Consider the following 17,577-nt stretch of genomic DNA (forward strand, 5'->3'; position numbering starts at 1 on the left):
AGGCAGAAGATGAATTTCAAAGAGATTTTTTTATTTAAAAATTTAGATGATAAAGATATTAATGAAATTAAGAATTTTATTATTGTAAAAAACCTTAAAAAAGAAGATATAGTTTTTTATGAAAAAGAAGAACCTCATTATTTACATCTTTTAATAGAAGGAATTGCAAGAGTATATAAGGTTGACAATAAAGGAAACGAACTTATTATTCATAAGTTTTTTGCACCTTCACTTATAGCGGAACTTGCAAATTTTGAAAAAATGCCTTATCCGGCAAACTGTGCAATGGAAAGTGACGGAATTATATTAAAAATAGAATTTGAAAAATTTAAAAAATTTTTAAAAAAAGGAGATGTCTTGGTAAAAAAGGGACTGTTATAAATTCCGTGTCAGTCAAGGTAAAATACTAAAAATGAAAGGACTGACATGGAGAAATTTAATTTTGACAAAGCAGTAAAAGATTTATTAGCAGGTAAAAAGATAGGTGGGAAAGATGGAGTATTAGCTCCATTAATTAAAGAATTGGTAGAAGCTGCACTTGAAGCAGAAATAGAATCTCATATTGCAGATGAAGTTTTAGAAGGTAAAAGAAATAGAAGAAACGGTTATAACAAGAAAACAGTTAAATCAACATCTGGAGAATTTGAATTAGCTACTCCAAGAGATAGAGAGGGTAGATTTGAGCCTCAAATAATAAAAAAACATCAAACAACGATAAGTGATGAAATAGAAGAGAAGATATTATCATTATATGCACTTGGAATGAGCTACAAAGATATAAAATCACATATTGAAGAGCTTTATCAAATTTCTATTTCATCCTCTACAATAAATACAATAACAGATAAAATCATACCAAAAATCAAAGAGTGGCAATCAAGACCTTTAGAGAATATATATCCATTTGTATTTATGGATGCAATTCATTATAAAATTAAAGAAGATGGGAAATATGTAAATAAAGCGGTTTATACTATATTGGGAATTAATATAAGAGGAAAAAAAGAAATTTTAGGACTTTATTTAAGTGAAAGTGAAGGAGCAAATTTCTGGCTTCAAGTTTTAACAGATTTAAACAACAGAGGAGTAAAAGATATACTTATTGCAAGTGTTGACGGATTAAAAGGATTTCCGGAAGCCATTAATTCAATATTTCCAAAAACAGAGGTTCAGTTATGTATAATTCATCAGGTTAGGAATTCATTAAAATATGTAGCTTCTAAAGATAAAAAAGAGTTTATGAAAGATTTAAAAAAAGTATATCAGGCAATATCCAAAGAACAGGCTGAAACTGAACTTGACAATATTGAAGAAAAATGGGGAGATAAATATCCTATAGTCATTAAATCCTGGAGAAACAAGTGGAATAATTTATCTAATTATTTTAAATATCCAAAACCTATAAGAAAAGTAATTTATACAACCAATATTATTGAATCGGTTCATAGACAATTCAGAAAACTTACTAAAACTAAAGGCGCTTTTCCAAATGAAAACAGCTTACTGAAATTACTCTATATGGGTATACAAAATGCAGAGAAAAAATGGACTATGCCTATTAAAAACTGGAATCTTACACTCTCTCAACTGGCAATTTTCTTTGAGGGAAGACTGGATGATGCTTTAAAGTTATGATATAATCTCTTCAGTTGACACGGAATTTTGAACGGTCTCTTAAAGAATAGGAGTTTTACTTTATCTCAACTTGCAATTTTCTTTGAAGGAAGATTAGATGATGCTTTAAACTTATGATATAATCTCCTCAGCTGACACGGAATTATGAACGGTCTCGAATTATAAGATTTATGGCCTAAAAACTGTTTTGGTTTAAAGAAGAAGTTAAAATTTCAAAGCCTCTTTGGGCATGAAGTTCAAGATATTTTTCTAATTCTTTTTCATTTTTAAATTCAATATTATCATTATTAGCTACCATTAAAGCAATAATATCTGTATAAAGTTTTGCAATTTTTGGGATACTTTCTTCTATGAATTTTGTTGTTCGCATTTTTTAACCTTTGGTAATGTAGGAGTTAAGCAATATCTATCTGAAATATGCTTATTTAAAAGTTCAAATTCTTCAGCCCTAAGTTCACTAGGAGTAGGAAGCATTATTACCTGAGCATTAGGATAAAATTGGAATATGTTTTCCTAAATATTCACTTACTCCCCAAATTAAAGAAGTGGCAATAATTTGTTTTTGCCCAGAAGATGCTGAGAGGACTTAAATTAATGTCAGATTTTATATTCTTTAAGCAATTCAAAATTTTTTTGATTTAAGAGATAATTTTATTTCTTTTAATACATTTATACTGTCATTTACGGTATTTATTTTTTCTTGGATTAATCTATTTTTGAACTCTATTTTAGTCTCTTTTTCTTTTTATATTAATAATTTTAGAAAGTTCTTCTCATAATATTTCATATCTAAGTAGGACTTAAAAGCAAATTAATTTTTCAAATTCTTTTAAAGCTTTCTTTTTCGTTTTCTATATTTTTTTAATAAAATTTTTAAAGTCATATATATCAAGTTTTAATACCGATTCAAGCATTTCTTTCAATTCTTTATTTTCAAAATTTGAGAGTTCTTGAATTTTTTCTCCATCAAAGAAAAAGAACTTATTCAAACTTTTAGGAAAATAACTTGTTTCAATTTCAATTTTAGCATGGTGTTTATTTTTAGTAATTAATCCTTCAAAATTTTCATTTCTATTCTTAATTAACATCTATTTTACCTTTAGCAAAGCTTGTTATTACTTCATCTAAATGTTTATATATATTTTTTCTAATTAATCCTTTTGCGTTATATTCATTTAAAAAGTCTCCATCGTTTTCCCATTCATGCTGTATTTGAATTATTTCTTCATCCAAAATTAGTTTTTTCCCTTTTAATTTATTTTTTAATTGATTTTATCAAACAACTTATGCCTGAAAATATTCTACTGTACATACCCAACATCCAAATCTTGTCTTGCCACAGCTTGGGTCTTGTGGATTTAAAGCTATTAGAAGATAAAAAAACACTATTGTGTTTAGTAAAACCTATGAAATTTAATTCTCTTTTTTCTATATTTGATTCAGCCTTCCTAACTCCAAGAAGCATTACAATAGATTTATATTTATGTGCTAAAGAAGTTAAATATTTTGTTGCTGGTTTTATTTTTAGTCTTTCTGTACACCATCTAAATGAGGCATTTGGTGCTGGATATCTAATTTCAGGTTTTTATATTTCTGTAATAATTGGCATTTCCAGCAACTATAAATACTTTTTTTCTTTTTTCAGAAGGTAACTCAAGAAGCATTTCTATTGTAAGATGCAATACTGTAGTAGAACAACCCATGGACGTGAATCTTTTAAGAATTCTTCTTTCATTATTTTTTTTGTTTTTTTTATTAAATTATCTAAAAAAAGCATAAAAACATTAAAAAGGAAATGTTTAAAGTCATAAAATTTAAAAGGAACATTTGAAGTTTTTAAAGAAAATTTCGTAATATATTGGATATTTGTGTTTCAATTTATTTAAAATATTTATGAGTTCCTCATTATTGTGAATATTTTATTTTTATTTAAAGGTTTAAAAAAATTTTTAATACTATTTTTTTTCAAGAGTATCATTATTTTTTGATAAATTATTTTCTATTGTTAGAAAATTATGTAATAAATACTTAGTAACAATTAAAGATTTTTCTAAATCTTGTGTTTGTAAAAAATTCTTAAAAAGCAAAAAAGTGATATTTGAAAATTTTATAATATTCGTTGAAAAATACTGAGACAAATTTGGATTAGTTAATCTAAAAAATAACTCTTGCATATTTTGTAGTATAGTATCATTTATAGATTTATTAAAAACACTTGGAGGAGTATTTGATAGTTTAAATTAAGAGAATTTTTTTTGATATTAAAGATTCTTTATTCAAATTTAATTTAATTCAATTTGTTTTAGTTTTAGTAAGTTTATAAAAAAAAATTTAAAAATTAATAAAAAAAATCCGAATAGCCAAAGCGGAATCTTATTTCCGCTGCCAATTTCCATAGCATCAACAACTATATAAGCATATTTAAATTTTTTATATGTTTTTTTGTTTTATTTTAATTTCAAAAGGATACTCATTTATTTCAAAATTTTTTTCAGGCTTTCTAATAATTTTTTATATGTCATATTATGTCTTTGGCATATCCATTTTTATAAGAAGTTCTTGCATATTTGGTTTAAAAGGATGAGAGATGCAAACATTGAAAACAAAAAGGCTAATAGTTTTTTTTAACATTCCATATGCACTTCTACTTAAATCAGCTTTTGCATGATCAATTGATTTTTTAAGCCTTTTTTAAAAATTTGCCATATTCTTTAAAAAAAGTATCTGCTATTTCAAAAAGATTTTCTGCATCAATCCATATATAATTTTTCATTTAAGAAGTGTCGTAGTTTTCCCCACACCTCTTGCACCCATAATTGCTAATAGTTTTTCATCTTTTTTTAATTCCTCATAAAAATACCTCTTATAAGTAGTATTTAAATTTTTAAGAAGTATAACTAGAAAGAATTATAGCAAAATTTATAGTTAGAACTATAATTTTATTGATAAAAAAGCAAAAATCAAAAAAATTTGTAGATGTAGATGTGTAGATACTTTATAGCCTTTTTGTTTGCTTATTAGTTTTACTTGAAATAAATACAAACTCCTTATCTCCACTTAATCGTTTAAAAGACTCTAAAATTGCAATTAAAGTATCTGTAAGTGGTAATCTAAAATCACTATGTGTAGCTTTCATTACTTCTTATATATTCCCATCTAAGATTACGGATATTTCCATTACGGAGGATAGTCAAAGCTTGAAATTGAATTATCTTTGAAGTTATCGGATTTTCTATGTTTAATATTTTTTTATAAAGTTCTCTTAAATCATCAATATCTAATAAAGCAGAGATGTGCTGTTCTTTGTGTTGTGGTAATATTCTATCAATTTTTATATTGTAGGCTGGATTATAATCTAAATAATCATTATCAATTCCAAATTCAAATAAATCTCGTAAAATATGTAAAACTTCTTTAGCTTTATAGGTTTTGTTTACACTTCTTGTATCACTTTTCCTATTTTGTAATCTCTCTTTTTCTAACTCTTTTTGTTTTTTCCATTTTTGTAAGTCTATTCCTTTTTGTACTAAACTCTTTAACTCTATTGCCTGTAAAAGGTTTATGAGTTTTCCATTCTTTTAATTTATATCTTAATCTCCAAACTTTTTTAGTTTTTTCGACAACTAAATATAAACCATTAGTATACATATTTTTAATAGAAGTCAATAAAATTTTATAAACTTTCATAGCTTTAATAATCTACTATAAACTAAATATTGGTGCATCTCTCCTGCATCATATACTACTTTTAAAACAATTTAATCTCAGACACTTTAATGTTAAACATCCCGAAAATACGTTATTCTGTTAAACGTGTTGTTATTTAAAAAAATTTGTCCCCAGAGTTGTCCCCGGGGCAAAAACAATGCGATTTTGGGGACAAATCTGGGGACAAAAAAGATTACAGCCGTTGTTATTAAAAACCTTAAGCCGACAGGCAAAGAAGAATGGATTAGAATTGAAGAAGGATTATATTTGCGCATAAGAAAAACAGGTAAAAAGGTGTTAAAGCTTATGCAGGCAAGAAAAATGAATTTGGAAATTAGAGAAAAAATTGCAAGTGGAATTGATCCTTTACAGGAAAAACAAAGAGAAAAAAAAGAACAAATTGAAGCTGAAAAAGTTGAAATGGAAGAAAACGGTTGGAATTTAAAGAACAAAACATTGCAGACGTTACTTATTTAAAATTGTTAAGAAGAGTAGAAAAAGACATTATAGACACAATAAAAAAATTTAAACAGGTTAGAACGCAAAACAATACTAAAAAGACAACAAAAAATTATGTGTGATGATTACAGATGTAGGAGATAATGAAGTAAAATTAAAAGCTTTAGAGGCAGGGGAAAATATTAAAAGAATATAATAAAACTTTACAAGAAGAAGTTAAAAAAGCTACATTTAAACTTGAGAAAGCTCAATTTGAAACTCTTGATTTATTATCAACTGTTGCAGAATATAGAGATAAAAGGAGACCGTTCATAATTCCGTGTCAGCTGAGGAAATTATATCATAACTTTAAAGCATCATCCAGTCTTCCCTCAAAGAAAATTGCCAGTTGAGAGGAGACCGTTCATAATTCCGTGTCAGCTGAGGAAATTATATCATAACTTTAAAGCATCATCCAGTCTTCCCTCAAAGAAAATTGCCAGTTGAGAGAGTGTAAGATTCCAGTTTTTAATAGGCATAGTCCATTTTTTCCTGTATTTTGTATACCCATATAGAGTAATTTCAGTAAGCTGTTTTCATTTGGAAAAGCGCCTTTAGTTTTAGTAAGTTTTCTGAATTGTCTATGAACCGATTCAATAATATTGGTTGTATAAATTACTTTTCTTATAGGTTTTGGATATTTAAAATAATTAGATAAATTATTCCACTTGTTTCTCCAGGATTTAATGACTATAGGATATTTATCTCCCCATTTTTCTTCAATATTGTCAAGTTCAGTTTCAGCCTGTTCTTTGGATATTGCCTGATATACTTTTTTTAAATCTTTCATAAACTCTTTTTTATCTTTAGAAGCTACATATTTTAATGAATTCCTAACCTGATGAATTATACATAACTGAACCTCTGTTTTTGGAAATATTGAATTAATGGCTTCCGGAAATCCTTTTAATCCGTCAACACTTGCAATAAGTATATCCTCTACTCCTCTGTTATTTAAATCTGTTAAAACCTGAAGCCAGAAATTTGCTCCTTCACTTTCACTTAAATAAAGTCCTAAAATTTCTTTTTTTCCTCTTATATTAATTCCCAATATAGTATAAACCGCTTTATTTACATATTTCCCATCTTCTTTAATTTTATAATGAATTGCATCCATAAATACAAATGGATATATATTCTCTAAAGGTCTTGATTGCCACTCTTTGATTTTTGGTATTATTTTATCCGTTATTGCATTTATTGTAGCTGATGAAATAGAAATTTGATAAAGCTCTTCAATATGTGATTTTATATCTTTGTAGCTCATTCCAAGTGCATATAATGATAATATCTTCTCTTCTATTTCATCACTTATCGTTGTTTGATGTTTCAATCTCTGCTTCAAGTGCAGCTTCTACCAATTCTTTAATTAATGGAGCTAATACTCCATCTTTCCCACCTATCTTTTTACCTGCTAATAAATCTTTTACTGCTTTGTCAAAATTAAATTTCTCCATGTCAGTCCTTTCATTTTTAGTATTTTACCTTGACTGACACGGAATTTATAACAGTCCCGTTTTAATCTACACTTTTTGGAAACTATAAGGAAGTACAAAATCAAGCATTTCCGGTTTAATTTCTCCGGCAGGGCAAATCAGCACTATCCTTTCGACAATATTTTGAAGTTCTCTTATATTCCCGGGCCACGGATACTGAATGAGCTTTTCTTTCATAAATTTTAAATCTTTTCTAAATTTCCTCAGAAGTTTTACCTGCATATTTGGTGAAATATCTCCTATTTCATCAAGAAATAGCGTTCCTCCGTTGGCCAGTTCGAAACGTCCTTTTTTTGTTTCCTTTGCATCGGTAAAAGCACCTTTTTCATGTCCGAAAAGTTCGGATTCAAGAAGTGGCCGCACAGTTTAATTTGATTAAAGGGCCGTTTTTTCTTCTGCTTAAATTGTGTATTGCGGTGGCAATTAATTCTTTTCCTGTTCCGGTTTCCCCCCTGATAAGAACGGTTGCATCACTTGGGGCGATTTTTTCAACTAAATTAAAAATTTTTTTCATTTTTGTGCTTTTTGCAATTATATTTTCAAACCTGTATTCTGATGGAAAGTGAGCCGAATATTGGTTTTATAATGGGAACCGCCACATATGAAATAATTGATGTGTTTCTTGTGCCAAGTGTTGCGCCTTCTCCTAATTTGTAAATAGCTAATTTTTTCTGTTGGGATGTAAGGCCAACAGATGCAAACAAAGAGAGACAATTGTTCTCCTCTTCATAAACAAAAAGGGCTCCTCTTTCAAAATATTGCTCATTTTTTAGTAAATTTAGACTTTTTTCAATACTTTTTCCAATATCTTCATAACTGTTTAATAAATTAGATATTTCATATAAGAGTTTCATATGTTTGTATGAGTTTAAAGCCTTGCAGTTTTTACATTTTTCTAAAGAAAAGTCATCAGGCATCCATATCCGAATAAAAAATGCATATAATTAAAAAAACAGGGGTAAACTGATGTATGAAAAAACTTCGCTTACATATAAAAATGTTGCTAAAAATACAAAATTTATAGATTGGGAAAGTCAGCCTTTAATGAAGGAATATCCCATTTAACAGATGTTAAAAAAATTTATTTATCAAGATTGTTTAAAAAATCAATAAAAAACCTTATATCAGGTTAAACATACCCTCAGCCGGAAATTTACATCCTACAGAACTGTATGTCCAGATAAGGGGAATAAAAAACATAATAAGCGGGATTTATCATGTTAATGCCAAAAAATCAAAATTAACCTCTTTTGGCCGCTTCAAAAATATGCAAAAAAGAGATTTATCAAACAGAAATAAAAGAATATAAAAAAATAAATAAATTTATGGGCTTTTGTAATGAAGAATTTGCACTCGCCGCTTTTTACACAGGGGAGATTAAAAAGACAAAAGTATCTTAAAAAATCCCTGTAATAAAAGTCTTTCCGACAAACTATACCGAATGGGAAGTGGATACAAAAAAAAAGAGATTCATATTTGGATTTTTATTTTTTCTTTTTTTACATGCTTAAATTTTTAGATGAATTTTCACTTTATTTAATTACGCTTGATAAAATCCCGGTATGCTTGGGCAAAAAATATATTTAGAAGCGGTTGAAAGGGGATGGAAGGTCAGTGCTATAGGCGCCTTTTACGATAAGGCGTGGCAGAGGTTTTTAAAAACAAATGAAAAAATCCATTATATCATCTCAATAGGAGGTTAAAATGACATTAAAAAAAGAAGCTTGGCATATTATCAATATTTTTAAATTTATGGGGGAGGACTCTTTTGTTTATATAAGTAAAAATTATGAATTGATTGATTCTCTTTTTGATTCGGTTATGCAGTAAAAAGCTCCCGGTTAAAAAACATAATGCCAAAAGAATTTGTTTATCCGGCTTTAAAATAATTTAATGCTTTTTTTCAGGCACTGAGTAAATATAAGTAACTAAAGATAAAAATATTACATAATTAAATAAAGGATAATTATGGCAACAGTATATTTAAAAGATGACAATATAAAAGTTAAAGCGCTAGAAAAATAGCTGAGAAAACAGGGGCTTCAATGGAATTTGGATGCAGGGTCGGGGGTTCAACATGCGTGGCGGTTGTTGAAAAAGGAATGGAATGTCTTAATGAACCATCTGAAAAAAAGCTCAAAACATTGAGTCTTATTGGTGTCAGTGTAATATTAAAAAGGAGGGCGAGATAGTAATGTATATTAAGATATGAAACATGCAATAAAATTATGCGTTTTGATTCTAAAATCAGAACGTTTGACATTATTATGAGAACGGCAAACGGAAGTTCTTACAACTCTTATGTAATAAGAGGGGATGAGGGTGTATGTGTAAGTCAAAAAAGAATTTTCATCGCAGTTTTTCATGCGTTTAGAAGAGGTTTGCGATTATGATGAAATTAAGTATATAGTTTTGCACCATTTAGAACCAGACCATTCGGGAGCCCTTTTTAAACTTATGAAAAAAGATGTAAATTTTGAGGTGGCAGGCACGGGAAAAAAAATTTCTTTAGGTAATAAAACAATAGAATTTTTAAGCACACCTTTTCTTCACTGGCCGGATACTATGAGCAGGATGAAAGACTATTTGACGACAAGGTGGGCGATTTTTCCTATGCATTTAAATATTATTATCTGCATATTATGAGACCGTTTAAATCGTTTATTTTAAACGCTTTAAAGCTTTACAAAAAATTTGATATTTCAATTATTGCATCTTTGCACGGCCCTGTTTTAAGAACAAATCCCATGAGTTATATTCAAAAAATATTTTCAATTTTTTATATAAGCAGTTACGGAAATACATTAAAAATGGCCAAACATATTGCAAAAGGTGCAGATAAAATTCGTTTCAGGTGTATATGACCTTGAAGCTTTAGAAACACCGAATATGGATGTTGTATTAATCGGCTCTCCCACTATCAATTCAGATGCCGTAAAACCGGCATGGGATTTGCTTTCCTGTGTTGCACTTATTGAAAATAACGGTAAAATAGGGGCAACATTCGGCTCTTACGGATGGAGTGGGGAAGCTGCGGATATGCTTCATGAGAGAATGTCAAAGTTAAAATTCAGAATGCAAACAAACCTTTAAAAAAAAGCTTATACCAACCGGCGAAGAATTAAAAGAGTGTGAAGAGTTTGGTTTTGAACTGGCTGAAATAGCAATGGGTAAAATGAAAGAAATGCAAATATAATGTCTGTTTCCATTTCCACAAGTGAATTATATAAATATTTAGAAATTTTAATCAATACAGATATTCCGGTTTTTATACACGGCTCCCCTGGAATAGGAAAATCTTATATAGTTGCGGATATAGCAAAGAAAAAGAATCTTCAGTTAATCGATATAAGGCTCTCACAGCTTGACCCTGTTGATTTAAGGGGTATTCCTTCCATTAAAGAAAATCAAACAATCTGGATGCCTCCTGTATTTTTCCCAAAAGATGAAAATTCACAAGGAATTTTGTTTTTAGATGAACTAAATTCCGCCGCTCCTTCTATTCAGGCAGCTGTTTATCAGCTTATTTTAAACAGGCAGTTAGGAGAATATAAACTTCCAAAAGGCTGGAGAATTATTGCCGCGGGAAACAGAATGGAGGATAAAGGGGTTGTGTTTAGGCTTCCCTCTCCACTTGTAAACAGAATGGTTCATTTGTATGTGGAAGCAAAATATGAAGATTTTAAGCCCATTATATTATAGGGTTTTTGGGCTTTCGTCCGGATTTGCTTTCTACAGATGTTGTTGAGGATGATTCAAACCCGGCCTTTGCAACTCCGAGAAGTTATCATATGCTATCAAATATATTAAAGCATAATGATAATATAAATGAAATTTTACCGTTGATTTACGGAGCTATCGGTTACTCTTCTAAACGGAGAGTTTCCCGAAATAGACAAAACCAATGCATCTCCTCTGGAGTCGGCTTTGGTTGAATATTATGACTGTAAAAGAGGAACAAAGTTTGAAGAGTGGCTAAGCAAATATGGCGAATATATCATCTGAATATAAAAATATATTTGAAAAAATAAGAATAGAATTTCTTTTTGAAAATCCCTTTTTAAGTTTTTTGGCATTAAATATTCCTTTAATTCAAAAAAACAATAAATATGAAGTTATTGAAACAGACGGTGAAAAAATATATTTTGATGAAAAAAAAGCTTCTTATTATGATAATGAAACATTAAAATATCTGTATGCACATGTGCTTTTTCATATACTATTAAAGCATCCTTCCCGTATGAAAGAGAGAAAGAAAAATATTTGGAACGGGTAAAAGAGATGAAAATGAAATTTTGCTGGAAAAATTCAGAAATAAAAGTGTTGAAGAGGTTTATAACAGTCTTTATAATGAATCTTTCGGGGGCGGTAAAAATGATGAAAATTTAAAAAACCAAAAAAGTAAAAAAATACGGGGATGTTATTCATTTTAAGCCTTTAAAGAGGATTTTTGGAAAATCTGCATTATAAAAAAGAAATTGCGAAATTAAGCGAAGAGCCGGATTTTGAAAAAAAAGGGGACCCGCAGGCAAGAATGGAGTGGGCTTTTTACAGACCTTCCGGTTCTCACCCAAGACAGATAGAAGATGAGGATGTCTTTGTCAGTATAATGTCTTAAAACTTGTTCCTGAATTTAAGGATTTAGCAATTGATAAGGGTATAAACGGTAAAATCTGGAACGATATTTATGCCGATCCTTTAGCTGCAAGTGAATTTGTTAAATTAGTGGAAAACAGACTAGATGAAAGATTAAAAACAGATATAATAAAATATTTACTTTTTCTTATTGAAATTAAAGATAATCTCCATCCGTTTATAAGGGAAAGTTTCAGAATATGAAAAAGGGGAAACCTTCAAATTCATCCGCTTCAAAGAATAGTTTTGCAAAAAGAGATAAAAAAATTAGTTTCTGAGTAATCTTAATATCTGAGGTGTCACAGCCAAATCAACAGTTAATCAACATTGCAGCTATTTCATTTTTTCCGGTTGATGCGGCATACATTAGTGGTTTCAACTATTTTTTTAGAGTTTGAAAAACAGGCAAACCATAAAACACTGTTTCCGTCGTTGTTTTTTATAAAAATATCCGCACCGTTATTTAACAAATCTTCAAAAACGTCTATATTCCCTTCCATTGCGGCTTTCATAAGTGCAGTGTTTCCGTAATTGTCCTGCATATTTATATCAAGCGGGTTAAAATTGTTTTTTTTAAGCCAAAAGAGAGTTTTTTTATTCATTTATTTCCTTTAATACACTTTCAATGCTCTCAACCGCCATAGATTTTATATTTTCTATGTTATCTCCTTCCCACCAGAACTCTATAATTTTTTCTTCTGTAGCTGAAACAATATCTATCGGGAGATTTGCAAATATTTCGTATGAGGATATTTCGTTTTTTGAAACATTTTTCTGTTTAGAGAGATTTTTTTCAATATCTCTTACTGATTTCATCTTCTAAAATTGATTTTTTATCGGTTTTTTGGATTAAATTAAATATAATAGCAGTTTTTTTATTACTCAGTATTTTTATTTGTGTTTATTTTCTGGGAAAATATTTTAATTTGGATAAAAGCGTAATAGACGGGATTCTTACAGGCTCTCTGACCAATGTCCCTTCCCTCGCAAGTGCTCTTGAAGTTAAAAACGACCCTATAAGTTTATCCGTTTTGTATTTTTGTGACAATTTTTTTTATAAGAATGCTTCCTGTTATGTTCAGGGTGGATTTGGGTAAAGAGGTTGAAAATCACCATCATAGAAAGGGTTGAATCTCAAAATCCGGACGATTTGGAGGAAAATGAGGATGTATATCTGCATGAGCTGAAATCTTTAAGGGCAGTTGTTACAAAAGTCAGAAGATCGGGAATAGATATTAAACCTCATCCTTCGTTAACGCTGATGTTTGGGGACAAACTTTATGTAGTTGCACCTGAAAAATACGGAGAAAGAATGTTTTATAGGGGGGATTTTAATTACGGCATTAATCCTCGGAAGGCTTGGAAGAATAGGAAACATTGTTTTTCAGCTTTCACCAAATTCCGGGAGTCTTATGATTGGAATATTTTCAATTATATTTCCACTTTTTTTAATTTGTTATAAACTCTGTTTCAAAATCCGATTATCCGTCCATTGCATATACTGCTGGATTATTTTATAGAATTAGTATATAGGTTAAAAAAAGGGTAATTATGGATATGTTTGAATTTTTAAAATCAAATACGAAGCAAAAGCATTTTTTTATTTAGCAAACATTTATGAAAAAGAAAATAACAAAAAATATATTGAATATTATGAAAAAGCAGCAGAGCTTAATGACAAAAATGCACAGTTTAAACTTGCCCTCTATTACAAAGACAAAGATACAGAAAAATCAATGAAATATTTTATAAAAGCGGCTCACAACGGGCATCCTCAGGCCCAGCAGATTGAAAATTTGCCAAAAGAAAAAACCCGGGCGATATTCCGGAAATCTGGCTTCGTTATCTCGGTGCATGTTCTGGATGAGAAAAAAATGGCTGTGATGATAACCGAGACTTGTGTAAGCTGCGGGGACTGTGCAGGAGAATGCCCGGTTGCTGCAATTTTGGATGATTCAAAAGACAGAAATCCGTTTATGGGTGAGCGCTTTTATGTAAAACCCGAAGCCTGTGTTGAGTGTGTAGGACACGCAGATGTGCCAAGATGTGCCGAAGCTTGCCCGACAGAAGGGTGTATTGTATGGGATATGCCTTATACTGAAGAATTCAGTGAATATTACGAAAAAGGAAACAGTGAAGGTAAATACAAAATAAGGGTTCATAAAAAGAAAGGCTTAATGCTCCCTACAGTTAAAGAAAAACCTTTTATAGAAACAGTTCCGTTAGAAGAGAGAGAAGCGCTAGATAAAGATAAAAATGAGTTTGTTGAAAAAGTAGAATTTGTAAGCGAACCTGATGAAGAGAGGGAAAAACTTTTGTTTAAATTCGGAAAATTAAAAGAGTGTGATTTACTTTATTGCATACAAATAGGACCGGGAGCTTCAAAAATAGCAAACTCTTTTAATATTTTCCCTGTGAAAGTGGATAAAAACGAAAGTATAAAAGATGCAATTGAAAAAATTCAGAATATGTTAAAAAACAATCCTCCGATATGGTTACTCAGGATTTATACTGCGGGGCATGTATAGATGAATGTCCGGCAACAGCTATAGTTAGTGTGGACAATTCACCTTTGGAATTTGCAGAGTTTACTTATGTAAAACCGGAAAAATGTATAGAATGTGTCGATTCGGCTGTCCCTAAATGTGCGGATGTGTGTCCTGTGGATGACTGTATTGTATGGGATATGCCTATGTTGGAAAAAGTAACAATTATGTAATAAGAGTGCAAAAAAGGGCTTATGTCACCTAAAGTTTCACCAAAGCCCTACAGGGAAAATATTTCCATTGAACTAAGAAAAGCACACGTAAGTGTGGGAGTAAATTATATAAATAAGGAGAAAAAAATGGCTGTAATTATAGGAGAAAGCTGTATAAACTGATGCATGCAGACAGGTTTGCCCGGTTAACGCAATTGTTGATGATTTATCAAACCCTACAGGTGAAAAACGTTATTATGTAAAACCTGAAGTATGTATTGAGTGCGCAGGTGTTTATGAGGACCCGCAATGTGCGGCTATATGTCCATCAACCGGTACAATAACATGGGATTACCCTTATACTAAAGAATTTGAAAAATATTTTTTAAATTCCTCTAAATATAAAATAGGCACTACAAAAAGCGGTAAACTTAAAACCCCTACATTAAGAGGTAAAAAATACAGAAAAGATATTCCTCTGGAATTAAGGGGCATTGGAAAAGAAGTTCAGGAAATTCCCGAGGATTTGAGTGAAATAAAAGTATTTAATTCAATTGTTCGCTCTTTTTAAATCATATAAACTGTTTTTTAAAAGGCACTGACTAAATGGTAAAATATATAAGAATAACTACAAAGATAAAAATATGACAGCTTCAGGGCTTCATTTTGCTAACGCACCGCTCAAATTTTGCTAAAAATTGCAAACGCAAGCGCCTTTACGGGTTGAGTGCAATTTTTTTAACGTAAAATTTTTGCTAAATTCCACTACGCTGTCATATTTTTACTTTTCCGTTATTTAGTATTATAGGAATTAAATTTTATATTGGAAAATAAAAAAAAAAGATTTGAAAAATGAATAATAAAACAAAATTCATCACAATGTAAAAGGGAAAATTACAACAAGAGGAAAAAGAAAATTTGCAGATTATATTCCTGTGGGAGAAATACAAAAAATATAGAGGGATTGAAACCGAAGATGTTAAAAAAATAGCAAAACAAGATTACCATCAAGACGGTAGCGGTAAAAAACAATTTACAGACTTTGGAAAAGCGGTGCAAAAAAACGAATACTTTTTCTTGCAGACAGAACTTCACTCATTGACCAAACAGCCAGAAGGACTTTCAGATAGTAAAAGCGAAGATGCTTATAAAAAATTCAGTCCCGATTTACACTTATTCATTAAAACAAGGAATTGATGATGGTTTCCTTGCCCCTTACAAAGTGGTTACGACCGCTTTGCTAAAACTATTGTTTTTTGTGTTGACATTGAACACGCAGAAGGAATGAGAACTGCTTTGGCTAACGCCAATGCCGATTTATTCAAAGAGAACAACAAATATGTAATGCAAATGGTAAGAGAGAATTAGACAGTTTTATCAATCCAAGTGAGCCTTATCCTGTTATTGCAACGACTTCAAAATTAATGACGATTATAGGCAGAGGCACACGAATAAATGAGGAATACGGGAAAACCTATTTTACAATTATGGATTTTCGTAATGTTACCAATCGGTGAACCTGTAATGATAAAAGATGTAACACAAGACGACGATTTAACAAATTTAGAGGATGAAACAAGAGACAGGAGTAAAATATTATGTCAACGGCGTAGATGTAAATATTATCAACGAAAGAGTGCAATATCTTGATGTTTTAAAACACTTTAAAAGTTAAAAGAATTGGAAGAACAAGGAATTTTATTTGACGCTCTAAAAGATGAAGTAGGCAAAGATTTTGACCCATTCGATTTGATTTGCCATATTGCATATGATGCAAAACCATTAACAAGAAAAGAACGGGCAAATCAGGTGAAAAAGCGTAATTATTTTACAAAATATGGAGAAAAAGCAAGACTTGTTTTGGAAAAACTATTAGATAAATATGCCGATGACGGGTTATTAACCATTGAAAGCACAGAAGGCATTGAAAGAAGTAGAAAAAGAACTTTATAAGGTAGCATAGTTTATGAAAGAAAATCAAATCATCATATACGTTTCTTTGATGGCAAAGGACGGAACAGTTTGGATGAATCAAAATCAATTGGCCGAACTTTTTGCCACCACAAAACAAAATATCAGCCTGCACATTCAAAATATTCTGAAAGAAGGAGAGTTAGACGAACTTTCAGTTGTCAAGGAATACTTGACAGGAACTCAATTTAGAATTTGGGCAAATCGAAACTTAAAAGAGTATATGGTCAAAGGGTAATGGATGACGAACGCCTGAAAAATCCTGATGGCAGACCCGATTATTTTGATGAACTATTGGAGCGTATTCGTGAAATACAAAGCTACTCAAATGTTTTTTACCGAAACACAAAATAAGTTGCTATTTGCCGTTACCGGACAAACTGCTGCAGAAATAATCGTTTCGCGTGCCAATGCCAACAAACCAAATATGGCACTTACTTCCTGGAGATGTGAAATGGTTAGAAAACAAGATATTTATATTGCAAAAAATTTAACAAAAGATGAGATTGATACGCTTAACAGGCCGAATTAAGAGCAAAAAACAGACAAGATATTACAATAGATTTTTGGCGGGAAAATGTAGATAAGATACTGGAATTAAACGATAAACAAATTCTTAATTATAAAGGCAAAATATCAAACGATGAAAAACAAAATAAAGACGAAAACAATTAAAAAAGAGTATCTCTGGCGATGCTCAACGATTAGAGCAATTGGGTTGGATGTTGTTTTTAAAAATAATGGACGACAAAGACCAAGAACTTGAAATCATAAAAGATGGTAATTCCTGAAAAATTTCAATGGAGAAATTGGGCAAGCGACCCCGAAGGAATTACAGGCGATGAACTTTTGAATTTTATAGACAGCAATGCCCAAAACGATAAAGAACTGTTTACAACATTACGAGAACTGACAAGCATTAAAAACCCAACTTAA

The 17,577-nt window shown here is 30.4% G+C and carries 27 protein-coding genes and 4 pseudogenes; 21 read left to right on the forward strand and 10 right to left on the reverse strand.

The features are described 5' to 3' along the window. Positions 1-9: 9 nt before the first annotated feature. Together DZ64_RS0108625 and DZ64_RS0108630 are read left to right on the forward strand one after the other, a co-directional pair. Entirely contained in the window at positions 10-381 is a 372-nt protein-coding gene (locus tag DZ64_RS0108625; protein ID WP_024790235.1) for a Crp/Fnr family transcriptional regulator, read from the forward strand. Positions 382-426: 45 nt separating this feature from the next. Continuing rightward, positions 427-1,635 carry an IS256 family transposase gene (locus tag DZ64_RS0108630; protein WP_024790236.1) on the forward strand — a complete coding sequence of 403 codons (1,209 nt, stop codon included), beginning with the start codon at positions 427-429 and terminating at the stop codon, positions 1,633-1,635. Positions 1,636-1,810: 175 nt separating this feature from the next. On the opposite strand, the gene DZ64_RS0108635 is transcribed toward DZ64_RS0108630, so the two are convergent. The 5 genes from DZ64_RS0108635 to DZ64_RS0108665 form a co-directional block, all read right to left on the reverse strand. Further along, positions 1,811-2,005: a DndE family protein gene (locus DZ64_RS0108635; protein WP_024790237.1), complete on the reverse strand. Its 195-nt coding sequence runs from the start codon at positions 2,003-2,005 to the stop codon at positions 1,811-1,813. Positions 2,006-2,486: 481 nt separating this feature from the next. Beyond that, on the reverse strand, positions 2,487-2,723 hold the full coding sequence (locus DZ64_RS0108640; protein ID WP_024790238.1) for a hypothetical protein: 237 nt from the start codon (positions 2,721-2,723) through the stop codon (positions 2,487-2,489). Next, positions 2,713-2,868: a hypothetical protein gene (locus DZ64_RS12385; protein ID WP_156922639.1), complete on the reverse strand. Its 156-nt coding sequence runs from the start codon at positions 2,866-2,868 to the stop codon at positions 2,713-2,715. Before DZ64_RS12385 ends, DZ64_RS0108640 begins: the two co-directional genes overlap by 11 nt. Positions 2,869-3,212: 344 nt before the next feature. Next, the gene (locus DZ64_RS13820) at positions 3,213-3,338 is read right to left on the reverse strand and encodes a hypothetical protein (RefSeq protein ID WP_255327525.1); all 126 of its coding nucleotides are present in this window, start codon (positions 3,336-3,338) and stop codon (positions 3,213-3,215) included. 1,753 nt (positions 3,339-5,091) lie between these two features. Continuing rightward, the gene (locus DZ64_RS0108665) at positions 5,092-5,322 is read right to left on the reverse strand and encodes a hypothetical protein (protein ID WP_024790239.1); all 231 of its coding nucleotides are present in this window, start codon (positions 5,320-5,322) and stop codon (positions 5,092-5,094) included. Positions 5,323-5,508: 186 nt separating this feature from the next. Between DZ64_RS0108665 and DZ64_RS0108670 the strand changes: the two genes are divergently transcribed. Beyond that, a complete protein-coding gene (locus tag DZ64_RS0108670) occupies positions 5,509-5,820 on the forward strand; it encodes an Arm DNA-binding domain-containing protein (RefSeq protein WP_024790240.1) in 312 nt (103 codons plus the stop codon). A 416-nt stretch (positions 5,821-6,236) separates the two neighbouring features. On the opposite strand, the pseudogene DZ64_RS11050 reads toward DZ64_RS0108670, so the two are convergent. The 3 genes and pseudogenes from DZ64_RS11050 to DZ64_RS0108690 all read right to left on the reverse strand — a co-directional run bounded on the left by DZ64_RS11050 (position 6,237) and on the right by DZ64_RS0108690 (position 8,254). After that, a pseudogene (locus DZ64_RS11050) lies at positions 6,237-7,298 on the reverse strand (IS256 family transposase). 66 nt (positions 7,299-7,364) lie between these two features. Next, a pseudogene (locus DZ64_RS0108680) lies at positions 7,365-7,851 on the reverse strand (sigma 54-interacting transcriptional regulator). A 25-nt stretch (positions 7,852-7,876) separates the two neighbouring features. Continuing rightward, positions 7,877-8,254, reverse strand: coding sequence for a hypothetical protein (locus DZ64_RS0108690; RefSeq protein WP_156922641.1), 378 nt, complete (start codon positions 8,252-8,254; stop codon positions 7,877-7,879). 645 nt (positions 8,255-8,899) lie between these two features. Between DZ64_RS0108690 and DZ64_RS12390 the strand changes: the two genes are divergently transcribed. From DZ64_RS12390 to DZ64_RS12400, 10 genes are all read left to right on the forward strand, one after another. Then, positions 8,900-9,040 (forward strand): hypothetical protein, encoded by a 141-nt coding sequence (locus tag DZ64_RS12390; RefSeq protein ID WP_156922642.1) that lies wholly within the window; start codon positions 8,900-8,902, stop codon positions 9,038-9,040. 1 nt (position 9,041) lies between these two features. Beyond that, positions 9,042-9,167 carry a hypothetical protein gene (locus tag DZ64_RS13825; RefSeq protein WP_255327527.1) on the forward strand — a complete coding sequence of 42 codons (126 nt, stop codon included), beginning with the start codon at positions 9,042-9,044 and terminating at the stop codon, positions 9,165-9,167. A 215-nt stretch (positions 9,168-9,382) separates the two neighbouring features. Next, positions 9,383-9,529: a hypothetical protein gene (locus DZ64_RS12395; RefSeq protein WP_156922643.1), complete on the forward strand. Its 147-nt coding sequence runs from the start codon at positions 9,383-9,385 to the stop codon at positions 9,527-9,529. A 36-nt stretch (positions 9,530-9,565) separates the two neighbouring features. Further along, positions 9,566-9,730, forward strand: coding sequence for a hypothetical protein (locus DZ64_RS12850; protein ID WP_201768486.1), 165 nt, complete (start codon positions 9,566-9,568; stop codon positions 9,728-9,730). 19 nt (positions 9,731-9,749) lie between these two features. Next, positions 9,750-9,983, forward strand: coding sequence for a hypothetical protein (locus DZ64_RS12855; RefSeq protein ID WP_236618699.1), 234 nt, complete (start codon positions 9,750-9,752; stop codon positions 9,981-9,983). Next, positions 9,980-10,201, forward strand: coding sequence for a hypothetical protein (locus tag DZ64_RS12860; protein ID WP_024790244.1), 222 nt, complete (start codon positions 9,980-9,982; stop codon positions 10,199-10,201). The genes DZ64_RS12855 and DZ64_RS12860 overlap by 4 nt, the downstream gene beginning before the upstream one ends. Then, on the forward strand, positions 10,170-10,430 hold the full coding sequence (locus DZ64_RS12865; RefSeq protein ID WP_024790245.1) for an FprA family A-type flavoprotein: 261 nt from the start codon (positions 10,170-10,172) through the stop codon (positions 10,428-10,430). The genes DZ64_RS12860 and DZ64_RS12865 overlap by 32 nt, the downstream gene beginning before the upstream one ends. A gap of 102 nt (positions 10,431-10,532) precedes the next feature. Further along, positions 10,533-11,039 carry an AAA family ATPase gene (locus DZ64_RS11060; protein WP_051430025.1) on the forward strand — a complete coding sequence of 169 codons (507 nt, stop codon included), beginning with the start codon at positions 10,533-10,535 and terminating at the stop codon, positions 11,037-11,039. Positions 11,040-11,322: 283 nt separating this feature from the next. Continuing rightward, on the forward strand, positions 11,323-11,613 hold the full coding sequence (locus tag DZ64_RS0108740; RefSeq protein WP_024790246.1) for a hypothetical protein: 291 nt from the start codon (positions 11,323-11,325) through the stop codon (positions 11,611-11,613). A 174-nt stretch (positions 11,614-11,787) separates the two neighbouring features. Beyond that, positions 11,788-11,955: a hypothetical protein gene (locus DZ64_RS12400; protein ID WP_156922644.1), complete on the forward strand. Its 168-nt coding sequence runs from the start codon at positions 11,788-11,790 to the stop codon at positions 11,953-11,955. A 355-nt stretch (positions 11,956-12,310) separates the two neighbouring features. On the opposite strand, the gene DZ64_RS0108760 is transcribed toward DZ64_RS12400, so the two are convergent. Together DZ64_RS0108760 and DZ64_RS0108765 are read right to left on the reverse strand one after the other, a co-directional pair. After that, on the reverse strand, positions 12,311-12,574 hold the full coding sequence (locus tag DZ64_RS0108760; protein WP_024790247.1) for an ankyrin repeat domain-containing protein: 264 nt from the start codon (positions 12,572-12,574) through the stop codon (positions 12,311-12,313). Continuing rightward, the gene (locus DZ64_RS0108765; RefSeq protein WP_024790248.1) at positions 12,567-12,788 is read right to left on the reverse strand and encodes a hypothetical protein; all 222 of its coding nucleotides are present in this window, start codon (positions 12,786-12,788) and stop codon (positions 12,567-12,569) included. Before DZ64_RS0108765 ends, DZ64_RS0108760 begins: the two co-directional genes overlap by 8 nt. Positions 12,789-12,835: 47 nt before the next feature. On the opposite strand from DZ64_RS0108765, the gene DZ64_RS13545 reads away from it, so the two are divergent. From DZ64_RS13545 to DZ64_RS12895, 8 genes and pseudogenes are all read left to right on the forward strand, one after another. Next, positions 12,836-13,069 (forward strand): hypothetical protein, encoded by a 234-nt coding sequence (locus tag DZ64_RS13545; RefSeq protein ID WP_255327553.1) that lies wholly within the window; start codon positions 12,836-12,838, stop codon positions 13,067-13,069. Between the two features lie 5 nt (positions 13,070-13,074). Next, positions 13,075-13,434, forward strand: coding sequence for a hypothetical protein (locus DZ64_RS0108775; protein WP_024790249.1), 360 nt, complete (start codon positions 13,075-13,077; stop codon positions 13,432-13,434). A 274-nt stretch (positions 13,435-13,708) separates the two neighbouring features. Further along, complete coding sequence (locus DZ64_RS12490; protein ID WP_162147542.1) at positions 13,709-14,500, forward strand: NifB/NifX family molybdenum-iron cluster-binding protein; 792 nt, start codon at positions 13,709-13,711, stop codon at positions 14,498-14,500. Then, positions 14,464-14,691, forward strand: coding sequence for a 4Fe-4S dicluster domain-containing protein (locus DZ64_RS11075; RefSeq protein ID WP_084029383.1), 228 nt, complete (start codon positions 14,464-14,466; stop codon positions 14,689-14,691). The genes DZ64_RS12490 and DZ64_RS11075 overlap by 37 nt, the downstream gene beginning before the upstream one ends. 21 nt (positions 14,692-14,712) lie before the next feature. Further along, complete coding sequence (locus tag DZ64_RS12870; protein WP_201768487.1) at positions 14,713-14,853, forward strand: hypothetical protein; 141 nt, start codon at positions 14,713-14,715, stop codon at positions 14,851-14,853. An 848-nt stretch (positions 14,854-15,701) separates the two neighbouring features. Next, positions 15,702-16,590: pseudogene (locus DZ64_RS14200) on the forward strand (type I restriction-modification enzyme R subunit C-terminal domain-containing protein); the annotation flags it as partial. A 46-nt stretch (positions 16,591-16,636) separates the two neighbouring features. Next, positions 16,637-17,295: pseudogene (gene rhuM / locus DZ64_RS14205) on the forward strand (RhuM family protein); the annotation flags it as partial. A 123-nt stretch (positions 17,296-17,418) separates the two neighbouring features. After that, positions 17,419-17,577 (forward strand): hypothetical protein, encoded by a 159-nt coding sequence (locus DZ64_RS12895; protein WP_201768489.1) that lies wholly within the window; start codon positions 17,419-17,421, stop codon positions 17,575-17,577.

It is taken from the genome of Lebetimonas sp. JH292 (assembly GCF_000523275.1).
Taxonomy (GTDB): Bacteria; Campylobacterota; Campylobacteria; order Campylobacterales; family Nautiliaceae; genus Lebetimonas.

Coding starts and splice junctions, on each gene's coding strand:
- DZ64_RS0108625 (WP_024790235.1), top strand. CDS start 10: ATGAATTTCAAAGAGATTTTTTTATTTAAAAATTTAGATGATAAAGAT.
- DZ64_RS0108630 (WP_024790236.1), top strand. CDS start 427: ATGGAGAAATTTAATTTTGACAAAGCAGTAAAAGATTTATTAGCAGGT.
- DZ64_RS0108635 (WP_024790237.1), bottom strand. CDS start 2,005: ATGCGAACAACAAAATTCATAGAAGAAAGTATCCCAAAAATTGCAAAA.
- DZ64_RS0108640 (WP_024790238.1), bottom strand. CDS start 2,723: ATGTTAATTAAGAATAGAAATGAAAATTTTGAAGGATTAATTACTAAA.
- DZ64_RS13820 (WP_255327525.1), bottom strand. CDS start 3,338: ATGGGTTGTTCTACTACAGTATTGCATCTTACAATAGAAATGCTTCTT.
- DZ64_RS0108665 (WP_024790239.1), bottom strand. CDS start 5,322: ATGAAAGTTTATAAAATTTTATTGACTTCTATTAAAAATATGTATACT.
- DZ64_RS0108690 (WP_156922641.1), bottom strand. CDS start 8,254: ATGCCTGATGACTTTTCTTTAGAAAAATGTAAAAACTGCAAGGCTTTA.
- DZ64_RS12390 (WP_156922642.1), top strand. CDS start 8,900: ATGCTTGGGCAAAAAATATATTTAGAAGCGGTTGAAAGGGGATGGAAG.
- DZ64_RS13825 (WP_255327527.1), top strand. CDS start 9,042: ATGACATTAAAAAAAGAAGCTTGGCATATTATCAATATTTTTAAATTT.
- DZ64_RS12395 (WP_156922643.1), top strand. CDS start 9,383: ATGGAATTTGGATGCAGGGTCGGGGGTTCAACATGCGTGGCGGTTGTT.
- DZ64_RS12850 (WP_201768486.1), top strand. CDS start 9,566: ATGCGTTTTGATTCTAAAATCAGAACGTTTGACATTATTATGAGAACG.
- DZ64_RS12860 (WP_024790244.1), top strand. CDS start 9,980: ATGAGACCGTTTAAATCGTTTATTTTAAACGCTTTAAAGCTTTACAAA.
- DZ64_RS11060 (WP_051430025.1), top strand. CDS start 10,533: ATGTCTGTTTCCATTTCCACAAGTGAATTATATAAATATTTAGAAATT.
- DZ64_RS0108740 (WP_024790246.1), top strand. CDS start 11,323: ATGGCGAATATATCATCTGAATATAAAAATATATTTGAAAAAATAAGA.
- DZ64_RS0108760 (WP_024790247.1), bottom strand. CDS start 12,574: ATGAATAAAAAAACTCTCTTTTGGCTTAAAAAAAACAATTTTAACCCG.
- DZ64_RS0108765 (WP_024790248.1), bottom strand. CDS start 12,788: ATGAAATCAGTAAGAGATATTGAAAAAAATCTCTCTAAACAGAAAAAT.
- DZ64_RS12490 (WP_162147542.1), top strand. CDS start 13,709: ATGAAATATTTTATAAAAGCGGCTCACAACGGGCATCCTCAGGCCCAG.
- DZ64_RS11075 (WP_084029383.1), top strand. CDS start 14,464: ATGGTTACTCAGGATTTATACTGCGGGGCATGTATAGATGAATGTCCG.
- DZ64_RS12870 (WP_201768487.1), top strand. CDS start 14,713: ATGTCACCTAAAGTTTCACCAAAGCCCTACAGGGAAAATATTTCCATT.
- DZ64_RS12895 (WP_201768489.1), top strand. CDS start 17,419: ATGGTAATTCCTGAAAAATTTCAATGGAGAAATTGGGCAAGCGACCCC.